Source organism: Microcystis sp. LE19-131.1A, from assembly GCF_027532015.1.
In the GTDB taxonomy this organism is placed as follows: Bacteria; Cyanobacteriota; Cyanobacteriia; order Cyanobacteriales; family Microcystaceae; genus Microcystis; species Microcystis ichthyoblabe_A.
The window spans coordinates 1-11,530 of the sequence record NZ_JAPZSS010000237.1; the positions used below are offsets into that span (position 1 = coordinate 1).

The 11,530-nt window shown below is 41.6% G+C and carries 13 protein-coding genes and 1 pseudogene; all 14 read right to left on the minus strand.

The window, feature by feature from the left end:
* Window positions 1-239: 239 nt before the first annotated feature.
* Window positions 240-938: a metallophosphoesterase family protein gene (locus tag O9323_RS17305; protein ID WP_288125478.1), complete on the minus strand. Its 699-nt coding sequence runs from the start codon at window positions 936-938 to the stop codon at window positions 240-242.
* Between the two features lie 21 nt (window positions 939-959).
* The gene (locus tag O9323_RS17310) at window positions 960-1,769 is read right to left on the minus strand and encodes a metallophosphoesterase family protein (RefSeq protein ID WP_024970229.1); all 810 of its coding nucleotides are present in this window, start codon (window positions 1,767-1,769) and stop codon (window positions 960-962) included.
* Window positions 1,769-2,548 (minus strand): hypothetical protein, encoded by a 780-nt coding sequence (locus tag O9323_RS17315; RefSeq protein WP_016515941.1) that lies wholly within the window; start codon window positions 2,546-2,548, stop codon window positions 1,769-1,771. The genes O9323_RS17310 and O9323_RS17315 overlap by 1 nt, the downstream gene beginning before the upstream one ends.
* 528 nt (window positions 2,549-3,076) lie before the next feature.
* Window positions 3,077-4,102, minus strand: a complete 1,026-nt coding sequence (locus O9323_RS17320) for a CobW family GTP-binding protein (RefSeq protein WP_002752953.1) — start codon at window positions 4,100-4,102, stop codon at window positions 3,077-3,079.
* Between the two features lie 113 nt (window positions 4,103-4,215).
* A complete protein-coding gene (gene thrS, locus O9323_RS17325) occupies window positions 4,216-6,072 on the minus strand; it encodes a threonine--tRNA ligase (RefSeq protein ID WP_288125476.1) in 1,857 nt (618 codons plus the stop codon).
* 131 nt (window positions 6,073-6,203) lie between these two features.
* Window positions 6,204-6,560: a hypothetical protein gene (locus tag O9323_RS17330; protein WP_002736022.1), complete on the minus strand. Its 357-nt coding sequence runs from the start codon at window positions 6,558-6,560 to the stop codon at window positions 6,204-6,206.
* Window positions 6,561-6,579: 19 nt separating this feature from the next.
* Window positions 6,580-7,323, minus strand: a complete 744-nt coding sequence (locus tag O9323_RS17335) for an alpha/beta hydrolase (protein ID WP_043997222.1) — start codon at window positions 7,321-7,323, stop codon at window positions 6,580-6,582.
* A 96-nt stretch (window positions 7,324-7,419) separates the two neighbouring features.
* Entirely contained in the window at window positions 7,420-7,932 is a 513-nt protein-coding gene (gene fldA / locus O9323_RS17340) for a flavodoxin FldA (RefSeq protein WP_024969509.1), read from the minus strand.
* 266 nt (window positions 7,933-8,198) lie between these two features.
* Window positions 8,199-9,227: a chlorophyll a/b binding light-harvesting protein gene (locus O9323_RS17345; RefSeq protein ID WP_002742255.1), complete on the minus strand. Its 1,029-nt coding sequence runs from the start codon at window positions 9,225-9,227 to the stop codon at window positions 8,199-8,201.
* A 467-nt stretch (window positions 9,228-9,694) separates the two neighbouring features.
* Complete coding sequence (locus O9323_RS17350) at window positions 9,695-10,006, minus strand: hypothetical protein (RefSeq protein WP_002752039.1); 312 nt, start codon at window positions 10,004-10,006, stop codon at window positions 9,695-9,697.
* A 71-nt stretch (window positions 10,007-10,077) separates the two neighbouring features.
* Complete coding sequence (locus O9323_RS17355) at window positions 10,078-10,350, minus strand: ISAzo13-like element transposase-related protein (protein WP_002752036.1); 273 nt, start codon at window positions 10,348-10,350, stop codon at window positions 10,078-10,080.
* A complete protein-coding gene (locus O9323_RS17360; protein WP_288125477.1) occupies window positions 10,343-10,675 on the minus strand; it encodes an ISAzo13-like element transposase-related protein in 333 nt (110 codons plus the stop codon). The genes O9323_RS17355 and O9323_RS17360 overlap by 8 nt, the downstream gene beginning before the upstream one ends.
* 98 nt (window positions 10,676-10,773) lie before the next feature.
* The gene (locus tag O9323_RS17365) at window positions 10,774-11,244 is read right to left on the minus strand and encodes an ISAzo13-like element transposase-related protein (protein ID WP_149107249.1); all 471 of its coding nucleotides are present in this window, start codon (window positions 11,242-11,244) and stop codon (window positions 10,774-10,776) included.
* Between the two features lie 143 nt (window positions 11,245-11,387).
* A pseudogene (locus O9323_RS17370) lies at window positions 11,388-11,530 on the minus strand (twin-arginine translocase subunit TatC); the annotation flags it as partial.

Below are 11,530 nucleotides of genomic sequence, written 5' to 3' on the forward strand. Positions count from 1 at the left end.
TCCTGTTTTCTCCCCTTTGCTATTAATAAAAGTTATATTTTCTCTGAATTATCTCAACAAAAACTTATCTTCTCAATCGGCTTGAATAATCAATTATCTTTCTCCTGCTGCCCCCTTACTTTTTCAGCAAGCCCTAATTAAATTGAAGATAAATCCCCCCTTGATAAGGGGGGTGTTTGATAATTTTTAACACCTACCTACTTAAATTAATCTTGAATATTTAATTAATCTTTCATGGATTAATAAGGTACGGTTCTAAACTCCACGCAATTATTACTAGGATTATAGAGAGTGTAAACTGCTTTATTTAATTCTTTACCAACGCTACCAACCCCAATTAAACGCTTATCTTGAATCGTCAAAGTTTGACTTGGTTGCCGTTTATCTAAAGTAGTAACAGTGCTAGTTAAATTAGCGGACTGTAAAGAATAATCAAAAACTTTTCCTGCACGACCACAAAATAGATTATTAACTCCCACCCGTTGCAGTCGATCTAAAATTTGCCATGGGGGAGTATCGGGGGTTAATTCTTCACTAACACTGACAGTGCTGCCATGAATTAATAAACAATCCAACTCGACAAAACCAAAATCGAGATTTCGTAACCATTGCACCGTTTCTAAAGAAACTGCGTCCCAGAGTTGTTTAGTGCTGTCAATTCCATGTTTATCAATTAATTCCGTCGGTTCTCCTGTTGCTCCCAAACTGTGTAAAATCAGACATTGTTCTTCCCACCATCCCCGACAAACCTGCGGATATAAGTTATTTTTAGTGGGATAACGTATTTGTTCTACCAGCATTTCACTATCGGGATTAACACCGATAAAATCTCCTAAAATATATAAATTTTCTACAGTAACTGACCGTTGCTGAATATCTGCTAAGACCGCTTGATAGGCTGGTAAATTGCCTTGAATACCGCTTAAAATTGCCCACATAATTTCTTGAGTTATCACAAATTAACGTTCGCAAACATGAGTCGGATCATCGGCTTTTTCCGCATATTCTAGACCCTTAGCCAATCGCCAAGCGAAAATAGGAGGTAAACCCGATGCTAAAATAGCCTGACAGGTTTCCTGATAGTTATAGGCCACTTCTCGCAGTTGTACCGCTGCCGTTTCTCGATCGTAAATCACATAGGTGGCATTTGGACGACCGTGACGCGGTTCTCCCACCGATCCCACGTTGATGATACGTTTAACCGGTGTGGTAAATTGCCGCGACTGTTCCCCATCGGGTTGATACACTTTTATTTGCAAGCTTCCCGCGTCGAGAGTGCGAATGTAGGGGATGTGGGTATGTCCACAGAATAAAACCTCTGTATCTACCGATAAAACCCGTTCTAAAGCCGTAAAAGCGTCCATTTCGGCTAAAAGATACTCATGGTTACTTTGGGGACTACCATGGACAAAACAGAGGTGATCTAGCTTAAAAATTTCGGGCAGTTTTGACAAATAATTACGGTTTTCTGGGGTGATTATTTGATTTGTCCACTCATGAGCTAATCTACCGCGTTTTTCTGCTAAAAGCGACGGATAACTGCACTCACAGGCATTTAATCCCTCAACGATATCCTCATCCCAACACCCTTGTACCGTGGTAATCCCCAGTTGACGGATTTTTTCCACCACTTGGTTAGGATGGGGTCCGTACCCAACTAAATCCCCTAAACAGTAGATTTCTTGACAACCCTGTTGGTCTAAATCTTCCAAAACAGCATTAAAAGCGGGCATATTGCCATGAATACAGGATAAAACGGCTATTTTCATCAGATTAACTCCATTTCTGGCTCTAAAGATTCTTGAAATTGTTGTTGATAATAAAAAAGTGCCTCATCGGACAGACAACAATCACTCAGGGTATCGGCAATTGTCGGTTTATCGAGATTGCGACCGACGATTTCAATCCCACTGAAGCGATTCGGTCTCCCATCGAGATTTAAGGGGAAATTTAAGCTTTGAAAGTCTTTTTCTGGCCATTCATCCATAAATTCCCCATAAATACACTGACCGTCGATGATATCGAAGATACTTTTAACCCGCAGCACTTCCCCATAGGCCCCTTGGGTTAATTCTGTCCAAAAGGTGGTTAAACTGGAAAAATCGAGGATTTCTCCCGTTAAAACGGCTCTATAAATCTGTATTTCTCGTTTTTTTAACCATTGATCACCTTTTATGGTTGTTTTGACGGGACTGATGACTATTTCATCGACGGGAACTTGTCCTTCGGGGATTTCTCCGTCTGGAGACGTAATCGCTACCCGATGACAATTGAGGGGTTTTAGAAAGCTTTCGAGGGATTGCGTGTCTAAATGCCATGGTACTTCCATATAGATCGTGTTTTCCATGGATAAACTGCTCAAAAGGTCTTCTTCTTCCCTGGAAATAGAGGACAACTGGGGAAAGTCACTCTGTAAAGTGAGATGATCAATGGGAAAAGTTTCCGTCTGGGGACTAAAATATAGACTTGGCTGCTTGCTTTGGGCGATTTGTTGGCGAATCCAATGGGTTTTTCCCGCAGCTATACCCCCCGTCACCACGATAATCATTTTGCTCCTTCTTTATTGTGGTAATGATAATCATTCTAGCATAAGTCAGATTGGGGCAAGTAATCTTCCTTAACCAATCCTCTAGACTTAGTAAGGTTATTTTGGGAAAAATTGGCGGTTTCTTGGGATATTAATCATGGTTATGGCTCTTTTCTCTAGGATACCATTGGCTTTGTCCATCGGGTAAATCAACTAAGATAATTCCCCTCGTTTTTAATTGTTCCCTTAATCGATCGCCGCTTCCGTAAAGTGCAAGGGTTTGCGATAATGAACTTAGAGAACAAAGAGATGTAAACCATTGGATCGAGGGTTCGTTAAATTTTAAAGTTTTTATCCATAAATTATTAGAGTTCTTGCATAATTAATTTTTGAGAGTTCAAAAACGACAAAAATAAGGATTAAATGGCATAAAATCTGTAAATAGACCATTTAATTGATTATTATTCATTCTTAATTCTCCTGACTACTGACTACTGGCTCCTGACTCCTAACCCTGACAACGATTTTTGATTTCTGCAAGAGGTCTATTCATAGTTTGTGCTTTTTAATTTTTTGAGAACTAGCCAAGCATTCGTTTAGTTGTGTCAAGATTTCCTCTTTATTTAAATTTCTGCCGATAAAAACTAACTGATTCTGAGGAGATGTATCCCATTCTACCGCTTGCAGATCGTAACGAAGACCGCTCAATTGAAAAATATGTTTTAAATCGCTTTGTTGAAACCAGAGAATCCCTTTAGCTCGAAAAACATTTATCGGCATTTTTTCCGTGAGAAAAGGTTCAAATTTATCTAGATTAAATGGTTTATCGCTAACAAAGGAGACAAAATTAAAGTCTTCAGGAGATTGATTATCACTGGAGCTTTGGCGATTTTTTTGAAAGTCTCTCAACTGGACTTTATACAATTCTTCTTTAGTTAAAACTAGATCTAACAATAAACCCAAAGGAACCTGACCATAACTACTTTTTAGGAGTCTTATACCCTCTTTTTCTCGACGAATAAACTTTTCTAAATCATCTAATTTCTTGGAACTGACTCTATCTATTTTATTGAGAATTACCACGTCACCATAACGAATTTGACTAAGGGCAATATTACTATCAAAATGATCGGCAGTAAAGGTTTCAGAATCCACGAGGGTAATAATAGAATCTAAGCGAGTCAGATATTTTAACTCCGTGGCTAGGAAAGTGAGGATAATTGGCAAAGGATCGGCTAATCCTGTGGTTTCAATAATTAGATAGTCCACGGGTATTTCTTTTTCTAAGACCTGATAGACTGTCTCAATTAAACTATCATTAATCGTACAACAAATACAGCCATTACTCAATTCTACCATATCTTCATCGATGGAAACAAGCAATTGAGAATCAATATTAATATCCCCAAACTCATTGACTAAGACGGCAACTTTTAACCCTTCTTTATTGTCAAGAATATGATTGAGTAAGGTGGTTTTTCCACTCCCTAAAAAACCAGTAATAATCGTCACAGGCATTCCTGATTTAGGCAAGCAAGGGAGGGAATCGGAGAGGGGAATTATCAAAGAACTCATGGCAGCTAACCCACTTGTAAGTTAATTAATTGGCAGAAAATAGGCTTTTCTCAACCCTGTTAAATTCGTCTGGAAGGGATCGATATCCACTATTGCCGGTTTATACAAAAGCTTCAGAGATTAGTTTTAGATAGGATCGCCGTTTGCATTTTTTCTAATAAATCTGCCAGCGTCATCGAACCTAAATCACCCCCTTGTCGAGTGCGAACACTTAGAGTTTTACTGCTAACTTCTCGTTTTCCAATCACAGCTAAGACAGGGATTTTTTCTAGTTCTCCTGTACGAATTTGTTTGCCTAAACGCTCACCACTTTTATCGATTTCCACTCGATAACCAGCTTGTTTTAACTGCACTGCTATCTCTAAAGCATAATGCTGCTGTTCATCACTAACGGGTAATAAACGGACTTGAATAGGTGCTAACCAGAGAGGAAAATCTCCCGCATAATTCTCGATTAAAATACCAAAAAATCTTTCCAAAGAGCCAAAAATAGCTCGATGAATCATAATCGGTCTTTCCCGAGTACCATCCCTAGCGACATATTGCATATCAAAGCGTTCTGGCAAGTTAAAATCGACCTGAATCGTGGAACATTGCCACATTCTACCGATCGCATCTTGAATTTTTATATCAATTTTGGGACCATAAAAAGCCCCACCTCCCTGATCCTCAATATAATCCCACTTTTTAGCATTTAAGGCCTCAATTAGAGCCGCCGTTGCCAATTCCCAAACACTATCGCTACCCACGGATTTACTGGGGCGAGTCGATAAATTTATCTGATAATTAGTAAAGCCAAAATCGGAGAGAATTTTCTCGGTTAAGTTCAAAACTCCTAGAATCTCTGCGGCAATTTGTTCGGGTAAACAGAAAATATGAGCATCATCTTGGGTAAAACCTCGCACCCGCATTAATCCGTGTAAAACCCCCGAGCGCTCGTAACGATAAACTGTGCCTAATTCTGCCCATCTTAGGGGAAATTCTCGATAGGAATGCAGGTCATTTTGATAGGTTAAAACATGAAAAGGACAATTCATCGGCTTAATTTGATAGCTTTGCTGTTCTAACTCGATCGCCTCAAACATATTGTCGCGATAAAAGTCCCAATGTCCAGAAGTTTTCCACAGATCTAAATTAGCTAGATGGGGAGTATAAAGAAATTGATAACCCGCTTCTAAATGAGCTTGGCGCCAATAATCTTCGATTAAATAACGCATTGTTGCACCCCGGGGATGCCAAAAAACTAAACCGCCACCGGCATCTTCTTGGATGCTAAATAATTTTAATTGTTGTCCCAATTTGCGATGATCTCGTCGCTGCGCTTCTTCTTTTTGTTGGAGATAATTTTGTAATTCTGCGGGGGTTTGCCAAGCTGTGCCGTAAATTCGCTGTAATTGCGGCTGTTTTTCATCTCCTTGCCAATAAGCACCCGCTACACTCTCCAAGACGAAAGCATCGGGGTTAATTTCCCCCGTCGAGTTGAGATGGGGTCCCGCACACAGATCCCACCAAAATTCTTCCGGGGGAGAAACAGCGCCATCAATTAACGAGGGTTCTCGATCGCTCCGTCCTGCGTCCGGACTACCGATAAAATAACGGGTAATGGTTTCATCTGGGGGAATTCTCTCTAAAATTAACTTTTTGTAGGGTTGATTAAGGCGCTCGATTTCTGCGGTAATTTCGCTTCTTTCCAGCACTTCTCGGATAATTGGCAGGTTTTTCCCGATAATTCGCCCCATTTCTGCCGCTATTTTCTCCAAATCTTCGGGGGTAAAGGGTGTTGGGCGATCAAAATCGTAGTAAAATCCCGTTTCTGTCCAGGGACCAATAGCGACTTTGGTTTCAGGAAAGAGAGTTTGTACAGCCATCGCTAAGATATGGGCGCAAGTATGGCGTATTTTTACGATTTTTTGCGAATCTTCTTCGATAACGGAGCTTTCTGCTCGGGGGGACTTAATCTGATTGACCATTGCCAGCTAAAATGATAATGATTATCATCTTAGCAGAGGAGGGCTGATGTCTGAGAGAAAAATGCGCTCAAATCCTCTAGCGGCAAGCTCAACGCTGATAGCTTACCGCTCAAACTGGAAGTCTCCCTACTTTAAAAAGCAGGTATTATCGACGATATTCTCAACTTAACAGCCAGAATCCAGGTTATGATGACGAGAAAAGAAACTGAGAAAACAGGTTTCTTCAAGAAACCCATTTTCTGATTTTCCTGAATTTCTCGCTCAAAATCCCGACAATCGATCGCCTCTTCCGAAAAGGCACGCATTGGATGCACCGCACATTTCAAGCGATAATCTCCGGTACAAAAAACACAGCGACTACAGGGAATTCGATGCAGCTTTTGCAACTGCCGGCGCCCTTGGGCAACAGCAAGAAAAAGAGCAGTAAAAAAGAACAGCAGCGTTATCCAGATTGCGATCGGACAAAAGAGCGGTATTAGCCTTAACATAAATCTCGATTTTTGTCAATTAAGGAATAATTACAGTTTGCTCAGAAAGAAATTCCTGTGGAACTAGAGATCGCCAGAAACTAAAAATCTCTTGACTGACGCTGTAGGGGTGGGAATAGTGGAAAAAATAACGCCCTTTGTGACAACTCCAAATGCGATCGCCTGACTTTAACCAGGGTTGCCATCCCTGCAATAAATGCCGATCAATTACCGTATCGATATCTCCCCCACAGACTAACAGGGGTACGGGAACTGTCCCCGGGGGGAAATGGGCATTCTGATAGAGATTATGGGGAGAAAGGGACAACAATAAATCCTCTTCCAAGAGATAGCGATATTCTTGGGTTAAAGCGCAGGATTGATGACCAAAAAGATTGTGAACCGATTGATTGAGCAGAGTTTGACGAGAACAAGGCAGTAATTTTGATAGCACATAATAATGAGCTTGCCAATCGATTGCCGGATAGACTCCCACAGAGAGCAAAGTTAAGGATTTTACCCTTTCTGGATAACGACGCGCATACAGTAATCCTACTAATCCCCCCGTGCCGTGGCCGACTAAATGCAGCGGTCGATCGCATTGTTTCAGGTAATCTTGTAGTAATACCAAGGCAATATCAAGAGAAGCTGGCTCATCAAGAGATTGACAGTATTGCCAATCAGCGATCGCAACTTCCCGGGCTAAACAATCCAACACCAGGCGATCAAAACGGCGAAAACTGGGGTTAACATTAATCCAAACTGCATCAGGTAATCGAGACATAATAATCAAGGAGATAGGGAATGGGGAGATGGGGGATAGGGGATGGGGAGATGGGAGAAAAAAGCTGTCTCCTGTCTCCTGTCTCCTGATGGCCAACTAAACGCCAAATTCGCGCTTAAGTCCTGCGACCCAAGTTTTGATCCGTTGTTCAGTTAAATCGGATTGGTTGTCTTCATCCAGGGCTAAACCGACAAATTTGCCATTTTTTAAGGCTTTTGACTCGTTAAAGTCGTAACCGTCTGTGGGCCAGTAACCGACGGTTTTACCCCCCAGGGAGGCGATTTTTTCTTCCAGTATCCCCAGGGCATCCTGAAAGTTGTCCGCATAACCGATTTGATCCCCCATCCCAAAGTAAGCGACCTTTTTGGAGGCGAAATCAATGTCATCCAATTCATCGTAAAAACCCTCCCAATCGCTTTGTAATTCGCCGATATTCCAGGTGGGACAACCGATAATCAGGGCATCGTAGGGGGCAAAATCCTCGGTAGAAGCGGAGGAGATATCGTGTAATTCTACAATTGCCTCACCTCCAAATTCTTTCTGAATCATTTCCGCCACCGTTTCGGTTTTGCCGGTTTGCGTGCCAAAAAATAAGCCAATTTTTGCCATAAAATTTGTCCTTGTTGCGAAATAAGTGAGTTTAACTCTTAATTATCCTTGATAGGGAATAAAGCCCCTGATTACAGTTTTCTCTCTCTGAAACTGGCATTTCCTGCCGGCAAGAACTACAGTACCAATAAGAGCGAGAGCGTCCAATGTGATGCAGCAATTTGGTGTTACAACAGGCACAGTAAGGCATAAGGGACAGTTAGAAAGATTGATCAGCGGGGAAAATTAGGAAAATCGATAATTTATCCTAATCTTCCTTGAAAAAACTAGGCTTCTATCGCATTTAAGGCTTTTTCTACTCGTTTAAAGTCAAAACCCATCGCGCGTAAAGCGTGCCAGAGATGACCTTGTAAAAAGAAGAAAGCGAGGAAAAAGTGGGCATTAGCTAACCAACAACGCGCCGTATGCACTCCGAAGGGCAATTTCACCGTGTCGGCAAAGTAGGGAGCAATTCCTAACTTCACTTCTAAAATTGGCCCGTAAAATTCGACTGGATAAGCGAGGGTATTTACCCCACAGAAATAGGCGGCCACGAAACCAGCTAGGGCAATTCCGCCCAAAGAATAGGATAAAATGGCTTCTCCAGAGAAAATCAGCACATTTCTCGCCCATTTGAGCGGGGGAACGATAATATGCCAGATACCGCCCCCAATTAACATTAAACCGACGTAGATATGACCACCGACTAAATCTTCGAGATTGTCCACAGTAGCAAAGTGGGTTTGATAGCCATAGATAACCCAAGGATCGAGGGTTGGTTCACTAACGACTCGGACAGCGCCGATAGTTGCGTCGTATAATCCCCCCCAGTACATAGCTTTGGCCACTAATAATAATGCAGCTATACCTAAAAAGAGCAGGTGATGACCGAGAATAACTCCTAATTGTCGGGGTTCACTCCAATCGAAATGGAATTTTTTCCCCGGACCAGAGGAATCTTTCAGGGTTTCTGGGACTCTTAACAGGTGAAATAAGGCTCCTGCTCCCAAAACTGCCGAAGAAATCAGATGAATTGAGCCAATCACGAAAAAGGGATAGATATCGATGATTTGCCCCTTTTCTCCGACTCCAAAGCCTAAAGTGGCCAGGTGCGGCAGTAAAATTAAGCCCTGTTCTGCCATGGCTATATCGGGGCGATACTGGGAAATTTCAAATAAGGTGAAGGCTCCTGCCCAAAAAGCGATTAAAGCAGCTTGGGCAACGTGGGCAACGATAAATAAGCCTGATTTATCGGCAAAACGGGCATTTCCTGCCCACCAGTCGTACTTGATCTGAGGATTGTCGTAGGTCTGCATGGCATCTTTTAACGAAAATAGAACCAAGCTTATTGATAATAATATGCAATAAGCTTTAAGTCTTAGTCTAGAATAATTCTCAATAAAGTCAAGTTAAGAATTGTTACAGTTGCTCGGTATCCTTTGATACATTAGTATTTTTAGCCGGTTTAGCCTTTGAAAATCAAGGCTTTTCAGCATGAATCTTGGATCGCAGCTAGAGTAATCTTCTCAAATAATTGAGAATAATTATTAATTAATTTTTTCCAAAAAAGGCCTAGAATAGGGTCAGGCAGAATGATCCGAGGCTGTGAGGCAGGAGTTTCAGGCTTTGTTGCCCCCTTTTCTTGTACCAGTTTATGTACTGCAAGAAGGATAATGCAAGGTTTTTGAAGGTTCCAATCCTATTTTCGCAGCATGAACATCGGATTTTAACAGGTCAAAAGCCTTATCTAAAAAGGGTTTTACCATTATTCAGCAAACCCTAATTACTTCCTCAGCAGTTCTTCGGCATTTTGCAGGATTTCGAGGACTTGTTCGGCACTAATCAAGCGTTTTAGCACCACTTGCCCGATAGTGGGGACAGCATCGGCAATTTCTGCACTCTTGGGGGCAACTTCCACCATAATCACAGCTTCTTCCACCTTATAAAGCCATAAAACCTGTTCTCCCTCTAAAATACCGATATTTAATCGCTCTATCTGTGGTGGTCGTCGCCAACTACTCGCATTGTCCCACAAACCACCAAATTCCCACACCCGTCCTATTGTCCAGCCTGCCGTTAAGAAAAAATATTTCACTTTGGGGACTTGCGTAAAAATAAGATGCCAGCTAGGAGGGCAGAACCGTCACATCCCATTTGGGCAAAGTTTCAGAACGCTGCGTTGAAAGGTTGCAATTGTTCTAGTTCTTTAGCCAAAACCTTCACCCCTTTTTCATAAGTTCCTTCTACCAAATTTACTAGAGGTTTTATCCCCTTCCAAGTCATGTTAGAAGCCGAATTAAGAGCCGCATCAATTGAATCTAAAATTGCCCCATTCCAATAGTTCTCTAAGACTGCCCAACACCTTTCAATGGGATTATATTTACTATGGCATTTGCGGGTAATAGATGAGCCGTATTTGCCATTGGGTTTTTCAGGCAAATTCTACCATTCTTTTGATAAATTGAGTGCGGTTGCTGCGAGTGGCGGCTCCTCCATCTAAATCAATGACTAATTCTTCTAACCCTGGATAGATTGCTTGATTTTCTTGCCACCGCAACTCTAAACAATCTACTACAAAATCTGAGGTTTCAGCCGATTGACCGAAATAAATAGACAGGCGTTCTCCCCTCACATCTAGAATTCCTAAAGGGACTAAAACAGCCCTCCATTCCCTATCATGATTATCAGCTTTTAATGGCTCGAGATAGCGGGCTTTACCCTGACGAGACAAATTGCCTATCTTAACTTTAGCTTTGCTATCCAAGGAAATTCTCAAGGATTTAGTCTGGTTGTCAGCGGCTTGATTGGCTTAAGCTACGTTGGCAAAAATTGCCTCGGTTTCTGGGTTTTTTTTGAGCGGTTTTATTTTTTGTGTTTTTTTAAACTATAGCCCATTCGATTCAAAATATCTCCAATGGTTTGACGAGAGGGCAATTGTTCATCTCGATAGCCTTTTTCTTCTTTTAATGCCTCTCTTATGGCTCTGGCACTGATTTTAGTAAAGGCAAAAGTTGATTGAAATTTATGGTCTGCTTGCGAGTACATCTCCACTAAACTTTTGATGTCTGCCTCTAAGTTTGGTAGCAGTTCCTCCGTTTTTTTTCTCCCCCTAGCACGATAATTATCAACACAAATAATTCCAGTTTCTAGCTCTTTCAATCCCGTTGCTATTGCCTGCCTAGACCATCCCAATTCTGTTTCAGCCCAGCGCGGCGAAGAGTTAAAATAGTCTATAGTTACTTGCGCCATAAAAGCCCTTTTCTTAAAACCTGTCAGCTTTTTTGCCGCATCTTTCAAGCTTGATTTGATTTTTTCAGTCAGTTCAGTTACCATAGTTGAGAGTGGGAGTAACAAGTTGCTTCTCTAGTCTAGATGGTAATTTATTAATACGCAAGTCCCTTGTTACTCAATCTAGAATCAATCTCTAGCTTTCTGGCTTAATTGGTTTTCAGCCGTCAAATTTTATCAAAAAACTGCTAACGTCCCGTTAATTTCACCACCCCAATGCCCCCAAAGTATAGACCCAAGACCGCCCCTGCTAACAGGGATTGGGTGAGAGGATCTGTGGAAGGGGTTAAAATCGCGCCTAAAATCACCGCCCCCAAAACCACGAAACGCC

What these genes read in the sequence shown, in the direction of transcription:
- O9323_RS17320 (WP_002752953.1), bottom strand. Translation starts at nt 4,102, where the DNA reads ATGAGTTCTTTGATAATTCCCCTCTCCGATTCCCTCCCTTGCTTGCCT.
- O9323_RS17345 (WP_002742255.1), bottom strand. Translation starts at nt 9,227, where the DNA reads ATGCAGACCTACGACAATCCTCAGATCAAGTACGACTGGTGGGCAGGA.
- O9323_RS17305 (WP_288125478.1), bottom strand. Translation starts at nt 938, where the DNA reads ATGTGGGCAATTTTAAGCGGTATTCAAGGCAATTTACCAGCCTATCAA.
- thrS (WP_288125476.1), bottom strand. Translation starts at nt 6,072, where the DNA reads ATGGTCAATCAGATTAAGTCCCCCCGAGCAGAAAGCTCCGTTATCGAA.
- O9323_RS17330 (WP_002736022.1), bottom strand. Translation starts at nt 6,560, where the DNA reads ATGTTAAGGCTAATACCGCTCTTTTGTCCGATCGCAATCTGGATAACG.
- O9323_RS17335 (WP_043997222.1), bottom strand. Translation starts at nt 7,323, where the DNA reads ATGTCTCGATTACCTGATGCAGTTTGGATTAATGTTAACCCCAGTTTT.
- O9323_RS17365 (WP_149107249.1), bottom strand. Translation starts at nt 11,244, where the DNA reads ATGGTAACTGAACTGACTGAAAAAATCAAATCAAGCTTGAAAGATGCG.
- O9323_RS17310 (WP_024970229.1), bottom strand. Translation starts at nt 1,769, where the DNA reads ATGAAAATAGCCGTTTTATCCTGTATTCATGGCAATATGCCCGCTTTT.
- O9323_RS17315 (WP_016515941.1), bottom strand. Translation starts at nt 2,548, where the DNA reads ATGATTATCGTGGTGACGGGGGGTATAGCTGCGGGAAAAACCCATTGG.
- fldA (WP_024969509.1), bottom strand. Translation starts at nt 7,932, where the DNA reads ATGGCAAAAATTGGCTTATTTTTTGGCACGCAAACCGGCAAAACCGAA.